The organism is Paraburkholderia sp. BGA-UO-ETr-F21 (genome assembly GCF_059567925.1).
Genome location: NZ_JCAQOY010000019.1, coordinates 1 through 18,984, shown reverse-complemented (window position 1 = coordinate 18,984; position 18,984 = coordinate 1). Strand labels below are relative to the sequence as shown.

16 protein-coding genes are annotated in these 18,984 nt (G+C 61.2%); 11 read left to right on the top strand and 5 right to left on the bottom strand.

Annotation, left to right across the window (positions count from 1 at the left end; genetic code table 11):
- Positions 1–139 precede the first annotated feature (139 nt).
- The 4 genes from AC57B1_RS13925 (at position 140) to AC57B1_RS13910 (ending at position 4,148) form a co-directional block, all read left to right on the top strand.
- A complete protein-coding gene (locus tag AC57B1_RS13925) occupies positions 140–1,216 on the top strand; it encodes an alpha/beta hydrolase (RefSeq protein WP_408348536.1) in 1,077 nt (358 codons plus the stop codon).
- Positions 1,213–2,571, top strand: a complete 1,359-nt coding sequence (locus AC57B1_RS13920; RefSeq protein ID WP_496417775.1) for an MFS transporter — start codon at positions 1,213–1,215, stop codon at positions 2,569–2,571. The genes AC57B1_RS13925 and AC57B1_RS13920 overlap by 4 nt, the downstream gene beginning before the upstream one ends.
- Before the next feature lie 19 nt (positions 2,572–2,590).
- Positions 2,591–3,604 (top strand): alpha/beta hydrolase, encoded by a 1,014-nt coding sequence (locus tag AC57B1_RS13915; protein WP_496417774.1) that lies wholly within the window; start codon positions 2,591–2,593, stop codon positions 3,602–3,604.
- A 103-nt stretch (positions 3,605–3,707) separates the two neighbouring features.
- On the top strand, positions 3,708–4,148 hold the full coding sequence (locus AC57B1_RS13910) for a hypothetical protein (RefSeq protein ID WP_496417773.1): 441 nt from the start codon (positions 3,708–3,710) through the stop codon (positions 4,146–4,148).
- 23 nt (positions 4,149–4,171) lie between these two features.
- On the opposite strand, the gene AC57B1_RS13905 is transcribed toward AC57B1_RS13910, so the two are convergent.
- Positions 4,172–4,765: a histidine phosphatase family protein gene (locus AC57B1_RS13905; RefSeq protein ID WP_496417772.1), complete on the bottom strand. Its 594-nt coding sequence runs from the start codon at positions 4,763–4,765 to the stop codon at positions 4,172–4,174.
- Between the two features lie 242 nt (positions 4,766–5,007).
- On the opposite strand from AC57B1_RS13905, the gene AC57B1_RS13900 reads away from it, so the two are divergent.
- Complete coding sequence (locus tag AC57B1_RS13900; RefSeq protein WP_408303027.1) at positions 5,008–5,238, top strand: CbtB domain-containing protein; 231 nt, start codon at positions 5,008–5,010, stop codon at positions 5,236–5,238.
- 11 nt (positions 5,239–5,249) lie between these two features.
- The gene (locus tag AC57B1_RS13895) at positions 5,250–5,981 is read left to right on the top strand and encodes a CbtA family protein (RefSeq protein ID WP_496417771.1); all 732 of its coding nucleotides are present in this window, start codon (positions 5,250–5,252) and stop codon (positions 5,979–5,981) included.
- A gap of 752 nt (positions 5,982–6,733) precedes the next feature.
- Here AC57B1_RS13895 and AC57B1_RS13890 read toward each other — a convergent pair.
- Positions 6,734–7,531, bottom strand: coding sequence for a hypothetical protein (locus AC57B1_RS13890; RefSeq protein WP_496417770.1), 798 nt, complete (start codon positions 7,529–7,531; stop codon positions 6,734–6,736).
- Between the two features lie 863 nt (positions 7,532–8,394).
- Between AC57B1_RS13890 and AC57B1_RS13885 the strand changes: the two genes are divergently transcribed.
- Positions 8,395–8,583, top strand: coding sequence for a hypothetical protein (locus AC57B1_RS13885; protein ID WP_353615898.1), 189 nt, complete (start codon positions 8,395–8,397; stop codon positions 8,581–8,583).
- Between the two features lie 584 nt (positions 8,584–9,167).
- On the opposite strand, the gene AC57B1_RS13880 is transcribed toward AC57B1_RS13885, so the two are convergent.
- Together AC57B1_RS13880 and AC57B1_RS13875 are read right to left on the bottom strand one after the other, a co-directional pair.
- Positions 9,168–11,087: an FUSC family protein gene (locus AC57B1_RS13880; protein ID WP_496417769.1), complete on the bottom strand. Its 1,920-nt coding sequence runs from the start codon at positions 11,085–11,087 to the stop codon at positions 9,168–9,170.
- Positions 11,088–11,400: 313 nt separating this feature from the next.
- Positions 11,401–12,213 (bottom strand): 2OG-Fe(II) oxygenase, encoded by an 813-nt coding sequence (locus AC57B1_RS13875; RefSeq protein WP_496417768.1) that lies wholly within the window; start codon positions 12,211–12,213, stop codon positions 11,401–11,403.
- A 306-nt stretch (positions 12,214–12,519) separates the two neighbouring features.
- Between AC57B1_RS13875 and AC57B1_RS13870 the strand changes: the two genes are divergently transcribed.
- Positions 12,520–13,362 (top strand): HTD2 family dehydratase, encoded by an 843-nt coding sequence (locus AC57B1_RS13870; RefSeq protein WP_496417767.1) that lies wholly within the window; start codon positions 12,520–12,522, stop codon positions 13,360–13,362.
- Positions 13,363–13,523: 161 nt separating this feature from the next.
- Here the strand turns inward: AC57B1_RS13870 and AC57B1_RS13865 are convergent, their stop codons facing one another.
- Entirely contained in the window at positions 13,524–13,892 is a 369-nt protein-coding gene (locus tag AC57B1_RS13865; RefSeq protein ID WP_408187565.1) for a response regulator, read from the bottom strand.
- Positions 13,893–14,368: 476 nt separating this feature from the next.
- On the opposite strand from AC57B1_RS13865, the gene amaB reads away from it, so the two are divergent.
- From amaB to AC57B1_RS13850, 3 genes are all read left to right on the top strand, one after another.
- Entirely contained in the window at positions 14,369–15,868 is a 1,500-nt protein-coding gene (gene amaB, locus AC57B1_RS13860; protein WP_496417766.1) for an L-piperidine-6-carboxylate dehydrogenase, read from the top strand.
- Between the two features lie 139 nt (positions 15,869–16,007).
- Positions 16,008–17,180 (top strand): NAD(P)/FAD-dependent oxidoreductase, encoded by a 1,173-nt coding sequence (locus AC57B1_RS13855; RefSeq protein WP_408348500.1) that lies wholly within the window; start codon positions 16,008–16,010, stop codon positions 17,178–17,180.
- 122 nt (positions 17,181–17,302) lie between these two features.
- Positions 17,303–18,499 (top strand): aminotransferase-like domain-containing protein, encoded by a 1,197-nt coding sequence (locus AC57B1_RS13850; RefSeq protein ID WP_496417765.1) that lies wholly within the window; start codon positions 17,303–17,305, stop codon positions 18,497–18,499.
- The last annotated feature ends 485 nt before the right edge of the window (positions 18,500–18,984 follow it).

Genomic DNA, 18,984 nt, shown 5'->3' with positions numbered 1-18,984 from the left:
TCATAAAATATGGGTTGTGCGTAAAACAGGTATTTTACATTTACCTCAGCCGACCCTACGATCGTAGTCGAGTTTTTCAACGACAGATTTGACGATGCACCGCGTTCAAGACAGTGCACGGTAATCAGGAGCAAGCTACATGACGGTCAATCTCTCACGACGTTTCGGTATGCGCTGCGCGTTGACAGGCGCTGCACTGCTGACGACGCTCGCGCAACCCGCGCTCGCGGTCCATCCTTACGAGCCTCATATGAAGCCGGTGGCGACAATCTCGGATACGCGCTTCACGCTCGACACGCCGCAAGGGCACGCGGAATTTCCGCTGTATCTGTCGAAGGACTGGCGTGTCGCGCAACCGCAGGTGACGCGAGCGGTGATCGTGATTCACGGCAAACTGCGCAATGCGGACGTGTACTTTCGCACCGCGCAGAACGCCCGCGATGCCGCGCATGCAGACCCCGACACCACGTTGTTGATCGCGCCGCAATTCCTCGCCACGCTCGATACGCGCGTTCACGACGAACCTGCCGATCTGCTGCGCTGGACCGGCGACGCCTGGATGGGCGGCGAAGCGGCTCGCGCGCCGCTGCCCATCAGTTCCTACGAGGTGCTGGACGCGATCGTCGCGCGGCTTGCCGATCGCAAGCTGTTTCCCAATTTGCGGCACGTGGTGTTCGCCGGGCATTCGGGCGGTGGACAAGTCGTGCAGCGCTACGCTGTCGCGGGGCACAACATCGCTGCGCTGACTGGCGAGGGTATCGATGTGCGATACGTGGTGGCAAGTCCGTCAACCTATGCGTATTTCGACGCGCAACGGCCCAACGCGCAAGGGGTCGCTGCGCCGTTCGATGCCGCGCAATGCCCCGACTTCAATCAGTGGAAATACGGCATGGACAACCGGCCGCCGTATCTCGACAACCGTACACCCGCGCAACTCGAAGCGGCCTATGCGGCGCGGCGGATCGACTACCTCGTCGGCGGCGCGGACGATGATCCGCAGCAGAGCGCGCTCGACAAGACCTGCGCGGCCGAAGCGCAAGGGCCACAACGCGTTGCGCGTGCGCAGGCGTACTACCGCTATATCCAGTCGCGCCACCCGGACGGTTTGAAGCAGAGCTTTCACATCGTGCCCGGCGTGGGGCACGACGGTTCGCGCATGCTGACCTCGGTGTGCGCGCTGGCGGCGATGTTCGACACTCAGGGATGCGAACAATGAGCGAAGCGACCTTCAATCAGCGTGAAGGTGGGCCGTCCGGCGCCGGGGCCTCGAACGCATTGAGTCCCGCGATGGTGCGGCGCGCGATCTTCGCCTCCGTACTCGGCAACGGGCTCGAGTGGTTCGACTTTCTGATTTACGGCTACTTCGCGAAGATCATCGCGCAAGTGTTCTTTCCAGGCGGTAGCGGTTTCGTCTCGATCATGCTGACGCTTGCCACGTTCGCGGTCGGTTTCATCGTGCGGCCGATCGGAGGCATTCTGCTGGGCATTTATGCGGACCGGGCAGGGCGCCGTAAAGCGCTGTCGCTACTGATCATTTCGATGGCGGCCAGCACGTTGCTGATGGGCCTCACGCCGGGTTATGCGCGCATCGGCGTCGCGGCGCCGCTGCTGGTCGTGCTCGCCCGCCTGCTGCAAGGGCTCTCCGTGGGCGGACAGTTCGCGACCGCATCGGCGATGTTGGTCGAGTATGCGCCGCCGCACAAGAAGATGTTCTATGGCAGCTTCAACATGTCGGCGCAGGCGTTTGCGCTGCTGTTGTCGTCCGGGGTCGGTTATCTGCTGACCACGCAACTCACGCATGAGCAGCTCGTGGCGTGGGGCTGGCGTCTGCCGTTTCTGTTTGGTGCGTTGGCCGGGCCGTTCGGGTTCTACATTCGCCATCGCGTGGCCGAGTCGCCGGAGTTCGAGCGCCTGCTCGACCACAAGGACAAGCCGCCGCGCGTCACGATCCGCCAGTTCTTCCGTGACAACGGCGATGCGGCGATCTGCGCGATGGGCGTGATCATCGTCGGCGCGGCGACCAATTATGTGTGGCATTCGTATCTGTCGGTGTATGTGGAGCGGCAATTGCATCTGCCGCTCTCTACCGCGTTGCTCGGCGCGTTCGTGTCGGGTGTGCTCAATCTGTTTCTGTTTCCGCTCTCGGGCAAGCTCGCCGATCGTTATGGCGCGTACAAGCTGTTCTATCCGATCGTGATTGCGTGGATGGTTTGCGTGTACCCGCTTTATCACTTCGTCGTGACGAATCCGACGCCGGGGCATCTCTTCATCGCGCAGATGGTCGCGACGGTGTTTCTCGCCGCGATGTCCGGTGCGCATCCCGGCATGCTCGCCACCTTGTTTCCGGTGCGCAGCCGGTCAGCGGGCGTGGCGCTGTCGTACAACATTGCGGTGACGCTGTTCGGCGGCATGGCGCCGCTCACCATTACCGGCTTGACGCGCGTGACAGGCAGTAGTCTTACGCCCGCGTTTTACCTGATTTTTGCCGGTTTTGTGTCGCTCGCGATGGTGTACTTCACGCGTGCCGGACGTATGGCGGGTGACGCGGCGCCGAGGCCCGCCACTCATTGATCAACCACGAGCGTATTGCATGACCCAGTACTTGATGACAGACGACGAGCGCGCACCGAATGAACGTCCGGTGGCGGTGGTCGCGAGCCGGCATCTGAACGTCACGACGCGAGCCGGCAGCGGCACTGTGCCCGTGTTCGCGAATGGCGACTGGCTGGCGCCGACGCGCGACGTTCGACGCGCCGTGATTCTGATTCACGGCCGCCTGCGCAACGGCGACACTTACTTTGATCTCGCCGAGCGGTCGTGCGCACTCGCCGGCGGCAGCGCGGCCGATACGCTGCTGATCGTGCCGCAGTTTCTCGCGACCGCGGATGTCGAAGCGCATGCGTTGCCGCCGTCCACCTTGCATTGGGACTGGACGAGCTGGATGGGCGGCGAAAACGCCGAAGGTCCCGCGCCGATCAGTTCATTCGATGTACTCGACGCGATTGTGCACACGCTCGCATCACGCGAGCAGTTCGCGTCGCTCGCCGAGGTGGTGGTCGCCGGGCACTCGGGCGGCGGGCAGGTCGTGCAGCGCTATGCGGTGGTCGCGCGCAGCGAGGCATCGCTCACCGCACGCGGCATTGTGCTGCGATACGTGGTGGCGAATCCTTCGTCGTATGTGTATTTCGATGCGCTGCGGCCTACAGCCTCTGGCGAGTTCGCGAAGTTCGATAGGGCGATCTGCCCGTCGTTCAATCGCTGGAAGTATGGGCTCGAGGATTTGCCGGCTTACGCGCGCGAGTCGGGCGACGCTGGCTCCGCGGGGGCGCTCGAAGCGCGCTACGCGCAACGCGACGTCACCGTGCTGCTCGGCGGCGCGGATTGCGATCCGCAGCATCCGGCACTCGATCGTTCATGCGCCGCGCAAACGCAAGGAAGCCACCGTCTCGGGCGAGGACTCGCTTATGCGCGTTATATGGCGGCGCGGCATGCGGAAGGATTGGCGACGCATCGGACGTTCGTGATCGATGATGTCGGGCACGATGCCAAAGGGATTTTCTCATCGCCTCAAGGACTGGCTGCGTTGTTTGGTGCTGGTCTGTGATGCGCGTTGTGCGAGAGCGTGCGTGTGGCGCTCGGCGCGCATGGGCACGAAGCGTGCTACTTGCTTCATGCTACCTGTGAGCCACTTCGAGGACCGCGCCGACATGAACAGAACCCGATTGCTTGCCTCCGCGCTTGCCGTTGCATCATTTGGCGCGTTGCTGCCGTGCAGCGCCAATGCCGACGACGCGCCTAGCCCCTGTGCATCACTGAAACGCATCGTAGCGGCGGCGCCTGGCGGCCTCGCTTCGTTGACGCCGGACGATGGCAAAGGCGTCGCGCAACCCTACGGCGACGACGCGCAATGTTCGGCGAGCCACGGCAGCTACCAATGCACGTGGACGCCGCATCACGACGCCGATTCAAATGCGGACGCGCTGCAAGCGGTCGCGGCGGACGTCGCGTCGTGTTTGCCCGACGCGACACACGACCAGAATTCGCCGGGACGGCAGCACTTTTATCTCGGCGCAAAGGGCAAGCGGACCGACATTACCGTAACGCCGACGGGTTCGAACAAGTTGCGCCTGGTGGTGTCGGGCAAGTGAATCGGGCTGCGGCGTGAAAGCGGCTAGTGCGTAGCCGGCCACCACGTCCAGCCGCGTGATGAGCGCCGCAACTCGATCATCGAAAGCGGTGCGATTTCAATGCGCGAAAACACCGCGGTCGATGCGCCAAGCGCATACACGATCGCTGCTCTGAGAAGCGGAGCATGCGTGACGGCGACCACGTTGCACATATCGGCCGATGCAAGGTCGGGCGTGCCGCCCAGCGCAACGAGCCATTCTCCTACCCGCTTCACGAGCTGACTGAACGACTCGCCTCCGTGCGGCGCGGCGTCGGGATCGCGTATCCATGCGGCGAGGTCTTGCGGCGCTTCGGCTTCGAGATCGGCAAGCCGCCGCCCTCGCCAATGGCCATAGTTCATGTCCGCCAGCGCGACATCGACTGACGCGGCGAGGCCGAGGGCCGCCGCCGTATCTCGTGCGCAGACGGCCGGGCTCACATAGGCTGACGCGCTTTCCGCGATCGCCAGACGTGTGTTCGTGGCGTGGGTGCGGGCTTCTGCGATAGCGCGGGCGTCGAGCGGGTCATCAGCCGGAAAACGGCCTGCACGCTGAGCTGCGGTCGATGCGTGGCTGATCAGTAATAGCCGTATGTCCACTCTGTTCATTTCCTGTAAGGCTGCGCCGAAGCCTGGCATTGGCGGAAAGGGTGCGTCCGCTTTGCGTTGCCGGGTGCCGGAGTTTAGCGCGTAGAATAGCCGGACTGCGAAGCACGGAAGCCGGTGAAAGCCCGCGCGGTCGCGCCACTGTAATCGGCAGCACATGCCGAAAGCCAGACCTGAGCTTCGCATCATTCCTCTGCAACGACTATCGGGGCGCGTAACCCCAGGAGATGTCCATCATGACAGCTGTTTTCGATCCCGCTTCTCAGGCCGCTTCTCAGCCCGTTTTTGAACCCACGCCGATTCCGCTACGCGAGTTGCTGCCGTGGGTCGTGTTTGGGGGGCTGCTGCTGTTGCTGGCGCTCTACTTCGTAGGTGCTGAACAGGGCGCCACATCACTCGTGCCCGGCATGTACGTGCATGAGTTCGTGCACGACGGTCGCCATCTGCTCGGCTTTCCCTGTCACTAACGGAGTCGGACATGGTCGGTAAATTGTTGGTGCGCGGGATGCTAGCTGGCATCGCCGCGGGACTGCTCACGTTCGGCTTCGCCCGGGTCGCGGGCGAGCCGCAAGTCAATCAGGCGATCTCATTCGAAGAAAGGGCGGATGCCGCGAAAGACGAGGCGCCCGAACCTGCGATGGTGAGCCGCGAGACGCAACAAGGACTCGGCCTGTTGACCGGGGTGGTGGTGTACGGCGCGGCGTTTGGCGGGTTGTTCTCGTTGGTGTTCGCTTACGCGTATGGGCGCGCGGGGGCATTGAGCGCACGCGCGTTGTCCGCGTGGCTGGCGCTCGGTGCGTTCATTGCGCTGGCTGTCGTTCCAAATCTGAAGTATCCGGCGAACCCGCCTGCGGTCGGCGACCCGGAGACGATCGGGACGCGCACGGGCCTGTTCTTTCTGATGATTGCGATCTCGCTGGCCGCGATGGTGTTTTCGCTCAAGGTGCGGCGCCGTGTGGCCGCGAAACTCGGCGCGTGGAATGGCTCGATCGTGGCGGGGTTGGTGTTTGTCGTCATTATTGCGGCGGTGCAACTGTCGATGCCGTCTTTCAATGAAGTGCCGGAGGGTTTTCCGGCGACGCTGCTGTGGAAGTTCCGTGTGGCGGCGCTGGGTATGCAGGCGATTATGTGGACGACGATTGGACTGATGTTCGGCGCGCTCGTTGAGCGCGGTGCGTTTATGCGGTTGGGCCGTCGGCCGGCGGTGTAGTCGGCTTGATGGTTGGTGGAGGCGATGGGCGCAACCGCCACGGTGGTTGTGCCCGGCGTTCTCTGCCTGGCTCGTCGCTGTTCGCGCGCAGGGGGCAAGAAGGTTTGTGCGTCAAGGAGTTGGGGCTGTTGTGGGGTGGTTATCCACAGGCTTGAGCACAGAAACTGTGGATAAAGTTCCAGCAGTCAGACGTGCCAGCTTTGCGGCCCGGTCGTCGGGGGCAAAGCAGAGCAATCCTATGCCCGCGCGAATCCAGTTTGTCGGGCAAAGCCGTTGTTGTTCAGGTCGAAGTAAGTCGCGCTGGTGTTCAGGGGGCAGGTTTATTCCTGAGCCGGTCAGGTCAAGAACTAATGGGCTGGTTGAGTCCAATGGAGGGCCGTCGTATTTGCCTAGGGCGCCGCCACCTGCGCCTGATTCGGGCGGGGATATGGTAGACACTGATTTGGCTTTCTAACTTATCAACTGCCGATGCTACCGCGCTACCCAAGCCACCAATCGTGCCGAACTTTCCCGCCACCTCACTATTAGTTAGGGTTGAGTGAGCACCGGCGGCAGTAGTCGCAACAGTAACGGCCGCCTCAATCAAATCGCCTCCCGCCGCTGCCTGCATAGCGCCGGCCATCGATGTGGTGGTATTAATTATTGGGTTGAGGTAATCGTTTATCAAAACGGTGGGCATCGTCGATAGTCCTATTTGGCGGGTCAATCTGTGGCAAGTAATTAAAATTTATATGTAATTTATTTGAATTGTTCTAGTTATTAATAATTTCATTCCCGTCGCGCCCGGTAAGGAGCAGCCTCGCCATGTATCCGCGATAAGGCTCCGGCAATTCATTTCCTAGTGAATAAAGTGTGCGGGCCGTCGTGCATGCTTCCTCGTTGCTTGCTGTCTTTAAACTAGCGAGCCCACTGAAATACGTTTTCGACTGGGATGCATTCGATAATCTCGCTATTTTTATAAGGGCTCGCGCTGCGTCCTCGGTTGATAACACGATATTTGGTGATCCCGCAAGTTGCGCTTCGATGGCAGCCTTGTTAACCTGGATCCATGCTTTTGCTTCGCCTTCGTCGAACGAGTTTATTACCGGGAAGGCTTGGATCATGAACTCGGAGAGGTTGAACCCTCCTCTTATGAGTGTACTGCAAGTATGAGCATCCAGAGACGCTATTATCTTATTTACAGAAGATAGGCGTTGTTCCAGCAGTTCTGTTGATATCTTAGACACCCCCTTGGCTTCCAGCGCGCCTGAAATGTCTAATAGATCTTGTCGATTTCCTGAGCGACTAAGATAAACTATTTTTTTATTCTCAAAAACCCATTTGCGAAATTCGTCATATTCACGGCGCATGGGTGACGACAATGAATACGGATTTTCTGAGATGGAGGATCTTTCGCGCACAGTTTCCCCCGCTCTGACGCGATCGTTCTTGTATTCGTTCACCTCCGTCTTCACATGATGTTGTGTCGTGACAAGGCACCCCAGAGAAAATGCCGCAACCGTAGTGACAAGCAGAATCGCAATATGGCGAAAATTAAAATTGATATTCATTTCAGATTCTGAAACTTTCCATGAATTGGAGCTGGTGATGCCATCAGCGTTGCAGATTTTCACTGCTTAGGAGATTACTTATCCTGACCTATGATCGAACAAAAACTGCATCGCTATCCGAAGAATTGTCTGCATTAGGACTCTGAACAATCTGCATGTGCGTTCAGGCCCACCATGTTGTCGGGTGCGTTGACCGGTCACAAAGGATGATCGGCGGTGTTGGAATTTGTGTCGACGGCTTGCGCCGCGGTACGCCGTTGTTGCGTCTCCGCGGTGTGATAACCCCTTTGCGGTTTCCTGTCGCGGGTACTGACCGGAATTTCAGGTGCCGCCCAGCCTCACGGGATTGCAGTCAGATATACGGGCATTCGTACCAGGCATCTGTGTCGAGTGCTACATGCGGTGGAAAGCTTCGCTAACGGAGAAACTTTTTGAAAGTGAACTGAGCGCCGCACTTCCAGCATGGGCGAGGCAACGGAAGTGATGCTGAGCGATCAGGCGCAAGTCCCTTATCCTGTGCTTGTGCCGGATCTGACCAGTTCGGCGAAAAGGGCGACGCTTTACAGTACTCTCTTCGGAGCTGGAAGCGGCGACGGTGGGATGGTCACGTGTGGGAGCAGCGGGGATAATGAGTGGCGTGAGGCGGACTGTCACGCGAAGTATGAGTCCGATATGTTCAGGTGTAACTTGCTTGCCAAATATATGGGTGGTTTGGCGGGCCTCGCGCTTTGCAAGAAGAATGCATTTGACGACTATCAGGAGTGCAGGGGGCACTGATGATCAGATTTCCACCATGTTCCGTGGTTGTAACTTACGACCAAGACCGTCAACAGTTGATCTTGCAGTCAGTCGAGCGAGGAAGGATGGCCACGGCGTTGAAAGGGGCAATTGAAATGCCTGTTTTACTGGATGAATTCGAGTTCAGACTTGACGACGAATTTGCGCGTCGGTTTGGCGCTGGAGTGCTCAGTCTCATCGCGCTGGGTCAACCTGATCTCAAGCAATACATTACTTTTACAGAGGCACCGATCGACAGACCGTCTGAAGAGTAATCTTTCCGGGGTTCGGTGACTTGGTCGACCGACGCTCAGTCATCACAAAGGCATGTTCCAGCGGGTGGCGCCGCCTGGGCGTCGTCCGCTGGGCAGCCAATTCGGACTCTTGTCGATCCGCGAAAAGAGGCAGAGCAGCGTGCCGGTTCTGGCGCTGCGGCTTTGTTCAACGTCGTGGGTCGAACGTAATCATCACTTCCGCAGGCAGCTCGGGTCGCGTACGGATAGCGGATTGGCAATGTGCGCGGTGGACGCAACGGTGTGGAACGCTTCTTCTCGACCGACTCCAACGCCAGCATTCAGACGGCGCACGCGCCCAAACTGGGATTATGACGATCGGGACCGTGTGCACTGCGCTCGCTGGCCTGACGAGCCGTCGCTTACAAGCGCCGTGCATGCCAACAGCGTTTGCAAGATATCAAGAATGCAGAGGTTATCGATGGCTAAACATCCGCCGTATGCCGTGGTTCTGAACTACGACGAGAACCTGCAATAGTTGGTCGCTTACACACTTGATCCAAACTCGCTGGCTCCGCTCCTCGTAACCTTATCGCCAATGAGCTTTACACCACCCCCCGGCACTCCTAAACCCCCCGCCCCCGCAACGCCCAATTAAACACCCGCCGCGCATCCGACACCGGCCGTGTCAATCGATCGAACAACTGCGCGACCGCGCCATCCAGTTGCGCGAGTGCCGGCGCCTTACGTGCATCAACATGAGCGGCAGTCGTCACCGATGCAAGCTCATCCCGCCCACCCCACGCATCGCGCACCACGGCGCCGTTGTACCGCGCAATCAACGAATCGAGCCGCGCCACGATCGAATCGACATGCGCCGCGCCCACCTCCGCCGCATTGAGCGCCACCTCTTCGCGCAACCCGCCGCGCCGTGCGGAATCGCTCAACACTCGCGCCCAATGCAGACAACACAGCAGCGAGCCGGTCGCCAGTTCGACATCGGGATTCCACACCACCACGCGCTGCGTCTGCAGCGGTCGCAGCGCGATCCGCAGATCGTGCCAACTGCGATCGAGCTTACGCATGGCCGGAGCCGCATCAGCCGCTAGCGCGCCCGACCCGGCGAGCCGCACCACTTCACGCAACGCGCCCAACACCGAACTCAGCTTCGTCTCGACATGCCGCGTCGCGGCGAGCGGCATCATCAGTATCGCGACGGCGAACGAGACGACACAGCCCACCAGCACTTCTTCAATTCGTATTTCGACCAGCGGGCCCATTGCGAACCCCAACTCGCCGTAGACCAACCCCACGAGCACGGTGATGAAGAACACACCAGGCGCATACGCGTTCAGGATGAAGTAAGCCCAGCCGAACACGCATAGCACCATCGCGGCGACCAGCAAAACCGGTGAGTCCTGCAGCGGCGCGACCAGCGAAACGCTGACGAGTGCACCGCCCAGCGTCCCCACGAGGCGCTGCGCGCCGCGGTACACCGTATCGGCGCGCGAGCGCGTGCCAAGAAACACGACGAACGTCGTAATGACCGCCCAGAACCAGCGCTCCGGCGAAAGCGAGTGACCGATCAGCATCGCGAGTAGTGCAGCCGTCGTGGCGCGCGTGGCGGGCAGCCAGCAGAGCTTGCTGCGCAAGTCGGCGAGGCGCCGCGCGGCAGTCAGCGCAACCGCACCGCTCGCATGTACAGATGAAGCGCATCGTGCGATGTGGCCTCGATTTGCAATTTCCCTGAGCCGCGCAATCGCGTGACGCAACACGTCGGCACTTGCCTCGCCGCCGCCATCCGCATGCCCCGATGCAAACGCATACTGCCCGGCAGCCACTTCCACTTCGACGATCCGTTCGCGAATCGTTTCAGCATCCGACGGATCCAACAGCACCAACTGTTCTTCGAGCGAAAGCGCAGCTTCGTTCAACGCCGAGAGATGCGCCGCCGCCGGAGCGTGAAGCACACGCGACGCGCGCAGCGTGACCGTATGAACAGCCAGGCGCAAGCTCGTCGCGGGCCGCATCGGTACGATCACGCGACCCACCAGCGTGACCATCAACGGGCCGAACGCGGAGAGCAGGAGCGACTGCACGAGATGCGTCGTCGATGGATGCAGATACAGACCGAGGTAAAAACACACCACGCCCAGCATCGCGCATCCCAACGCACGCGGACCGCATGCCTGGCACAACATGCCGACGAACATCACGACGAGGAAGCCGGCGTCGCCGGCCAGCGGATAGCGGCTCAGCACGCTCGCCGTAGCGAAGCACACACAGGCGCACAGATAGAGGGTGAAGAGCGTGCCGAACCATGCGGGCCGCCGCGCATCGCGCACGAACAGCGGCGCGACCATTGCGAAGAGGATGCCGGGTGCGGCGAGCGTGATGGGTTGGTGGACGGAGACAGTCCACGCGACGCTGGCCACGCCGGTGAGCAGGCAGGCAAGCGCAACGCGCAGCGCGGTATGGAGGCGTACGAGTCCGGGATCCGCGGCAAGCAGGCGGTCGGCGACGCGCGAAAACGCGGCAGCAATCATGATCGATGATGTCCAGGCTAATTGGCCGCCTTCGGCTTTTGACCGACTGCGACGAGGCGGGCGCGCGGGCCCGCCAGCTTTGTATCGCCGGATTGGGCCGCCATGCCGGGATCACCGGCTAACAGCCCACCCGACAACGGGCGATGACACTCGAACAGACACGCCGACATACGCTGCAAAGGGTAGCGCAGCGCATCCGGCGGGTTCGGGTTTTCCCGAATCATACCTGGTCAAAATCACGATTGTCGAATTTTTGCGGCGGCGCAGCAGCACGCGTAACTGTCTGCGGCAAGCCCGCCAAACGGAGGCCGGCTCAAGTCGCGTCGTGGAAAATCACCCCGAGCGTATGCCGTTGGCCCGAGCGCAGGCGGCTTACGCCATGCCGCAAATTCACCCGGTACGCGCCGCGTGTCCCTTGCACCGGACGGTGGTGGACCGCGAACACGACCGCGTCGCCTTTGCCGAGTGGCACGACTTCCGTGCGCGATTGCATGCGCGGACGCTGCTCCGTCATGACGAATTCGCCGCCTGTGAAGTCCGCGCCGGGCTCGGACAGCAGAATTGCGACCTGGAGTGGGAAGACGTGTTCGCCGTAGAGATCCTGATGCAGGCAGTTGTAGTCGTCGATCGCGTATTGAAGCATGAGCGGCGTGGGGCGCGTCTGACCGGCGGCGTGGCAGCGTTCGATGAATTCCGCATGCGTAGCCGGATAGCGGACGTCGATACCCATCACCTCGTTCCAACGGTTCGCCACGGGCGCGAGGCACGGATAAAGCGCGGTACGCAAATCCGCGATCAACGGCGGCAGCGGATAAGCGAAGTACTTGTATTCGCCGCGGCCGAAACCATGCCGCGCCATCACGACGCGGCTGCGGAACAGGGCTTCGCGCGGGTAGAGCGCAGTCAGCGCAGCGCATTCCCCGGCACTGAGCAGATTACGCAGCATCGCGCAGCCATACGCGTTCAAACCTTCTTCTATTTCGGACCAGTCGACCGACCCGATGCGCTGCGCAAGCGAGCCGGCCGTCTGCGCCTCACCGTCTTTGAGATCCGGCTTCTGGATCGCACCGGCTCCGAACTCCAACTCCAGCGAGTGCGACTGTTGACCCTTCGCAATCGTATCCATGAACTCTCTCCATCACGCTATTACCAGAACGATGATTGAGTGTAAGTACAGGCCTTCTGTCACGCCCTCCGACTCTTGCTCTTCAATTCTGCGCGTTTCGCAGTCGTTGCTCGGGCAACGGGTGCATGATGTTCAGAACGATCCAGCCCCGGCAGGGGGCGTGCGCTTCCGCACGCGGCAGTCCGGCAGTGCGGCGGACTTTAGACAAACCCGACTCCCGCTTTGGAAATGCCGACTTCGCGGGACGTGCTGCCCTGTTCATAGTAAAACCCTGTTAGGCCCAACGCACATCCGGAGACTTTGCCTATGTCTGCTTCCCCGCAGAAACTCGACGACTGGCTCGACAAGGAGATGGTGGCCGAAGACGACATCACGGCCTTTCCGCTGATGGCAATGGCCGCCACGCTCGATCGCGAAGAACACGGCGATAGCGTGCCGCCGCTCTGGCACTGGCTGTACTTTCTGCCGACTGCGCCGATGTCCGAGGTCGGCCCCGACGGCCATCCAAAGCGCGGCGGTTTTTTGCCCCCCGTGCCGCTGCCGCGCCGCATGTGGGCCGGCGGCCGGCTGACGTTTCACGCGCCGCTGAAAGTGGGCGAGCGCGCCACGCGGACCTCGACCATCGCCAATATCGAAGACAAGACCGGCCGGTCCGGCCGTCTCGTGTTCGTCACGGTGCAGCACACCATTGAAGCGGGCGGCGAACTGAAGCTCGAAGAGGAGCACGACATCGTCTATCGCGACGAACCGCAGGAGGGCGCGCGGCCACCGCAGGCGCAACTCGCGCCGGAAGGGGAAACGTGGCGTCGCACGATCGATGCCGGCCCCGTCATGCTGTTCCGCTACTCGGCGCTGACCTTCAATAGCCATCGGATTCACTACGACTACCCGTACGTGACGGAGGTCGAGGGCTATCCGGGGCTCATCGTGCATGGTCCATTGATTGCGACGCTGCTGGTCGACCTGGTGCGCCGCGAACAACCGGACGCCACGCTGCAGAGTTTCGCCTTCAAGGCGGTGCGCCCGACATTCGCGGGTCAGGCGTTCACGGTGTGCGGCAAGCCATCCGCCGACGGCAAGATCATCGACCTGTGGGCCAAAGACCACGAAGGCTATCTGACTATGCGCGCCACCGCGGCGCTTGCGTGAGATTCAAGCGATTCGATCGTTCAGCCGCGATTGCGCTCGGAGGTCACCGCACCGCGAAGCCGCATGGCCGCGCTCACGAGTTCATCGCGTGCCCCGCTTTTGTGCGCGAGTCCGGCTGGCGGGCGCATCGACGATGCTCTCCCGCGATCGCAACACCGCGTTCAGCACGAAGCGGGCAGCGCCGCGTCGCTTTCGCATTCGGCCAACAATGAGAGCAGCTTGTCCAGCGCGAACGGTTTCCTGAGAAAGCCTTTGACGGGCAACGCGGGCGCCTCGCCGCTGCCGCTTGTCAGAATGACGGGTACGGACGCCAGTTCACTGCGCGCCTGCATCGATTCGATCAGCTCGGCGCCGTCCATATTGGGCATGCGCCAGTCACACACCACGGCGCTGACGCGCGTGCGTTGCAGTCGTTCAAAAGCTTCGGCGCCGTCCGCCGCCGTGGCGACCGTGTAACCGCGACCGACCAGCACGGCGCGCAGCGCGGACAATGCCTCGGGTTGGTCGTCGACCAGTAATACGCGACTCATAATGCTTATGCCTGAAATGTCGGTTGGACTGGGCCCCGGATGTTCGTGGCGCCAGTCGTGACAGGGGGGGGCGGGCTGAATTGCCACGCGTTGAGGTCCTGTCGAGCCGCAAGTAAAAGCAAGGGCTGTGCCTGACACTTGATTCGCGCCGGTTTATTTGGCCTTTGTCCTGTGAGCGCTGAAGGCGCGTCAGCCTCTGCATTCATCATGCACGGCGATTCCACGATACCACCAACGGCAGCCCGTATTTCCAATAAGAAACGAGTGCGACGCGGCCAGAGCGCGGCTACCGCTCCGGCGCCGACGCACGCGAAAGCTGGCAGCGATGCATTCGCTCCGCGCGTTACTCAAGCTCAGTAAGCCTTCAACAGTCTTTTGCCCGCCGTTACCGGGCAAATACCCTTGCCGCCAAAAAAACCCGCGTGTATAGTTTCCGAACTTACTCTTGTTTCGCATCGGAAATAAAAGGGATCTTCATGGACGCTTCCACCATTCTCGCCGACCTCGGCATCGCCCACGCGGCGCAAGCCGGCGACATCGCGGTTCATTCGCCCATCACTGGCGAACTCATTGGCCGCGTGGCCAGCAACACCGTGGCGGAAGTCGACACGGCTCTCGCTCAGGCGAAAGAGGCGTACACCGCTTGGCGCAACGTCCCGGCGCCGCGCCGCGGCGAACTGGTGCGTTTGCTCGGCAACCGTCTGCGTGAGAAGAAGCAGGCGCTCGGCAGCATCATCACGCTCGAGACCGGCAAGATTCTCCAGGAAGGTATGGGCGAAGTGCAGGAAATGATCGACATCTGCGATTTCGCGGTAGGTCTGTCGCGCCAGTTGTACGGTCTGACGATCGCCTCGGAGCGTCCCGGGCATCGTATGGCTGAAACGTGGCATCCCATGGGCACTTGCCTCGTGATCTCGGCATTCAATTTCCCGGCTGCGGTGTGGTCGTGGAATGCGGCGCTCGCGCTGGTCTGCGGCAACGCGGTGATCTGGAAGCCGTCGGAAAAGACGCCGCTCACCGCGCTCGCCGTCAATCAGATTCTCAACGAGGCACTGCAAGAGTTCGGCGATGCACCGGCCGGTCTCACCGCGCTGATCAACGGCGGCCGCGATGTGGGCGCGAAGCTGGTGGCCGATCCGCGCGCGTCGATTGTCAGCGCCACGGGTAGCACGGAAATGGGCCGCACCGTCGGCGTGGAAGTGGCGAAGCGCTTCGGCCGCTCGCTGCTCGAACTCGGTGGCAACAATGCGGGCATCGTCACGCAAACGGCGGATCACGAACTCGCCATGCGCGGCATTCTGTTCTCGGCGGTCGGTACGGCTGGGCAGCGTTGCACGTCGCTGCGCCGTTTGTTCGTGCACGAAAGCGTGTACGACAAAACCATCGAACGTCTGAAGCAGTTGTACAGCAAGGTGCCGATCGGCAACCCGCTCGAAAAGGGCACGCTGATGGGTCCGCTGATCGACAAGCAATCGTATGGCCGCATGCAGGAAGCGCTGCAACAGGCCACGGCTGAAGGCGGCAAGGTCTTCGGCGGCGAGCGCGTCGACGTGAAGGGCTATGAAGGCGGCTACTACGTGCGTCCGGCGATTGTCGAAATGCCGTCGCAAACGGCGGTGGTGCTGAAGGAAACGTTCGCACCGATTCTGTACGTGCTGCGCTACACCGATTTCGCCGATGCGGTCGAAGCGAACAACGCGGCGGTGCACGGTCTGTCGTCGTGTGTATTCACAACCGATCTGCGCGAAGCTGAACGCTTCCTGTCCGACTCGGGCAGCGACTGCGGCATTGCGAACGTCAACATCGGGCCGAGCGGCGCGGAAATCGGCGGCGCGTTCGGCGGCGAGAAAGAAACCGGCGGCGGCCGCGAGTCGGGTTCGGACGCGTGGAAAGCCTATATGCGCCGCGCGACCAACACGGTCAATTACTCGTCGGCATTGCCGCTCGCGCAAGGTATCGACTTCAATATCGGCTGATACCGCTCGCGCAATCCGTTCGTTTATCCGTAACAGGCAGCGGCGCATTCACGCGCCGCTGCGGCTTTGCCCAACCTTCTTCAGCAATCCGTTTGCGCCGCCGGCGTTAAGAGCGGCCACGCTACTCGTGGGGTAAGACGTGAGTTCCAAAGTCGTGATCGTCGGCGGTGGGGTGATCGGCAGCTCGATCGCGTATTTCTTGCGGCTGTCCGATCCGACAGTCAGCGTCACGGTGATCGAGCGCGATCCGACTTATGCGCGCTCGTCGTCGGCCTTATCGGCGGCTTCGATCCGGCAGCAATTCTCCACGCCACTTTCCATTCAGATGTCGCTGTACGGCATCGAGTTTCTGCGCTCGATCGGTGAACGGCTCGAAGTCGACGGCGCCAAACCGTCGATCGATCTGCACGAAGGCGGCTACCTGTTCCTCGCGACGCCGGCCGGCGAGACGACGCTGCGCGAGAATCACTCGCTGCAAAAAAGTCTCGGCGCCGATATCAGTCTGCTGGACAAAGCTGCATTGCAAGCGCGCTTTCCCTGGCTCAATACAGAAGACCTCGTGGCCGGTGCGTACGGTGAGAGCGGCGAAGGCTGGTTCGACGGCTACGGGCTCGTGCAGGCGCTGCGCAAGAAGGCGCAATCGCTCGGCGCGCGCTACATCGCGGCCGACGTCACCGCGCTCCAGCGCGACGGCAAACGTGTGACTCACGTGCAGACCGCGAACGGCGAGACCTATGCGTGCGACGTGGTGGTCAATGCCGCCGGCGCGTGGTCACGCAAAGTCGCGCAGATGGCCGGTATCGACATTCCGGTTTATGCGCGGCGCCGCAGTATTTTCAATGTCACCTCGCCGGGGCAGCTCGAACGGTGTCCGTTGCTGATCGATCCGACCGGCGTGTATTTCCGCCCCGAAGGCAAATCGTTTATCTGCGGGACGTCACCCTCGGCGGATAACGACCCCGACGATCTGCCGCTCGACGAAGTCGATCACGCGCTATTCGACGATGTGATCTGGCCGACGCTCGCGCATCGCGTGCCGCAATTCGAAGCGCTGCGTGTGCAGAATTGCTGGTCTGGCTACTACGAATACAACGTGCTCGATCAGAACGCGATCATCGGCTACCACCCGGATGTCGATAACTGTATTTTCGCCAACGGCTTTAGCGGACACGGTTTGCAGCAAGGACCCGCAACGGGCCGCGGCATCAGCGAACTGATTCTGCATGGCCGCTATACGACGCTCGATCTGGGCTCGTTGAGTTTCACGCGAGTGCTCGAAAACCGGCCTATCGTGGAGAAAAACGTGGTGTAGCCGCGCGCGCCGGGGTGATGCGAAAAACGCAATACGTAGTGCGTAGATATCGTTTGCCGCTCACCCTGACACTGGCCACAATCGACGCCGATCCTCCCTCTAGAGATAAGCGGCCCGTCACCATGTTCACGTTCAATCCCGCATTCGAAGCACCGACCGGTTCGCCGATTCGCGAGCTTTTCAAGTATCTGGCGCAACCCGGCATGATCTCGTTCGCCGGCGGCTATCCGGCGAGCGATCTATTCGATCGTGAAGGACTCGACGCCGCCGCGGCACGGGCGACACAGCACTCCACGCTTTGCCTGCAATACGGCCCCACCGACGGCCTCGTCGTCCTCAAGGAACAACTCGCGCATTTAATGACGCGCCGAGGCACCCCTTGCACGCCGCAGGACTTGCTCGTGACGACCGGCTCGCAGCAGGGCTTCGACCTGCTGCTGCGCGTGATGGTCGCGCCCGGCGACGTGGTGCTGGTCGAACAGCCCGCCTATCCCGCGACCTTGCAGGCGCTCAAGCTGCAAGAGGCCGATGTGGTCACGATTCCCGTCGACCAGAATGGCCTCGACGTCGACGCGCTCGCCGCGAAGCTCGAGTCGGGCACGCTGCGCCGGCCGCCGAAGCTGCTGTACACCGTGCCCACCTTCGCCAATCCGACCGGTGCGACCTTGTCGCTCGAACGGCGCGTGGCATTGCTAAAACTGGCGGCGCGCTACCGCTTTCTGATCGTTGAAGACGATCCCTATGGTGATCTGCGCTTCAGCGGCGCAGCACTGCCTTCGCTGCTCGCGTTGAGCGAACAGGTGCCGGGTTCACGCGATTGGGTCGTGCATTTCTCCAGTCTGTCGAAGATCGTCGCGCCCGGCCTGCGCGTTGGCTGGATGCTCGCGCATGCGGAGATTCTGCGCCGTTGCGTGGTCGCCAAGCAGACGGTCGACCTGTGCAGCTCGCCGTGGACCCAGGCGATTGCCGCGGAGTACCTCGCGAGCGGTGCGCTTGAGCGGCATTTGCCGCGCATCGTCGACGCCTATGCCGTGAAATGCCGCACGCTGTGCGACGCGCTGGAAGCGCAACTGCCGGAGCACATTGCGTTTCATCGTCCGGCTGGCGGCATGTTCGTGTGGGCGCGACTGAAAGCCGGTCAGAATGCGTCCGATTATCTGCGCGCTTGTATCGAGCGCAATGTGATGTTTGTGCCGGGCGTGGCTTTCTATAAAGACAATATCGATACCGCCGCGCTGCGCTTGTCGTTTGCCGCGCCCGGCGCAGCCGATATCGAAACCGGCGTGCAGAGAATGAAACAGGCGCTCGAACGGCTTTGACAGCGGCTAAGACAGATCGATATCAAAGTAGTAAGCGCGATGCGCAATTAACCCGGCGGGCGCTTTGTGTGCCGTCGGGTTTTTTACGTGCGCGTTTAATTGCGTGGATTTAGCATAAAACCCGCGTACCGTAATGTCTTGCATGACCGTTCACGGATAAAGGCATTATTCACGTCGCGCTGGACGCAAAGGGCGTGCATGCCTTGCAAATAATCTCCGATCCTGTTTCGTGCTGGTTTGGCGAATCAGATCGCCGGATCGAATGGACTCGGTTCCCAATCGCCTTTATTAGACGTGTGTCCGATTTTTGTCAAACCTTGAAGCGGCGCGACTGTTAAATAGGAAGTGACGTTGGTTTTGCGTTGGCGGTTTCAAGAGTGAAGCGCAACAGGGGGCTAATGAATGGAAGCTGAGGTTATCGACGCGGTTGCAAGCATACGTTCGAAGACCTCGAATGGCGAATGAAATGCATGGGTAGCGCGAGG

What these genes read in the sequence shown, in the direction of transcription:
- AC57B1_RS13925 (WP_408348536.1), top strand. Translation starts at nt 140, where the DNA reads ATGACGGTCAATCTCTCACGACGTTTCGGTATGCGCTGCGCGTTGACA.
- AC57B1_RS13920 (WP_496417775.1), top strand. Translation starts at nt 1,213, where the DNA reads ATGAGCGAAGCGACCTTCAATCAGCGTGAAGGTGGGCCGTCCGGCGCC.
- AC57B1_RS13915 (WP_496417774.1), top strand. Translation starts at nt 2,591, where the DNA reads ATGACCCAGTACTTGATGACAGACGACGAGCGCGCACCGAATGAACGT.
- AC57B1_RS13910 (WP_496417773.1), top strand. Translation starts at nt 3,708, where the DNA reads ATGAACAGAACCCGATTGCTTGCCTCCGCGCTTGCCGTTGCATCATTT.
- AC57B1_RS13900 (WP_408303027.1), top strand. Translation starts at nt 5,008, where the DNA reads ATGACAGCTGTTTTCGATCCCGCTTCTCAGGCCGCTTCTCAGCCCGTT.
- AC57B1_RS13895 (WP_496417771.1), top strand. Translation starts at nt 5,250, where the DNA reads ATGGTCGGTAAATTGTTGGTGCGCGGGATGCTAGCTGGCATCGCCGCG.
- AC57B1_RS13890 (WP_496417770.1), bottom strand. Translation starts at nt 7,531, where the DNA reads ATGAATATCAATTTTAATTTTCGCCATATTGCGATTCTGCTTGTCACT.
- AC57B1_RS13885 (WP_353615898.1), top strand. Translation starts at nt 8,395, where the DNA reads ATGGCCACGGCGTTGAAAGGGGCAATTGAAATGCCTGTTTTACTGGAT.
- AC57B1_RS13880 (WP_496417769.1), bottom strand. Translation starts at nt 11,087, where the DNA reads ATGATTGCTGCCGCGTTTTCGCGCGTCGCCGACCGCCTGCTTGCCGCG.
- AC57B1_RS13875 (WP_496417768.1), bottom strand. Translation starts at nt 12,213, where the DNA reads ATGGATACGATTGCGAAGGGTCAACAGTCGCACTCGCTGGAGTTGGAG.
- AC57B1_RS13870 (WP_496417767.1), top strand. Translation starts at nt 12,520, where the DNA reads ATGTCTGCTTCCCCGCAGAAACTCGACGACTGGCTCGACAAGGAGATG.
- AC57B1_RS13865 (WP_408187565.1), bottom strand. Translation starts at nt 13,892, where the DNA reads ATGAGTCGCGTATTACTGGTCGACGACCAACCCGAGGCATTGTCCGCG.
- amaB (WP_496417766.1), top strand. Translation starts at nt 14,369, where the DNA reads ATGGACGCTTCCACCATTCTCGCCGACCTCGGCATCGCCCACGCGGCG.
- AC57B1_RS13850 (WP_496417765.1), top strand. Translation starts at nt 17,303, where the DNA reads ATGTTCACGTTCAATCCCGCATTCGAAGCACCGACCGGTTCGCCGATT.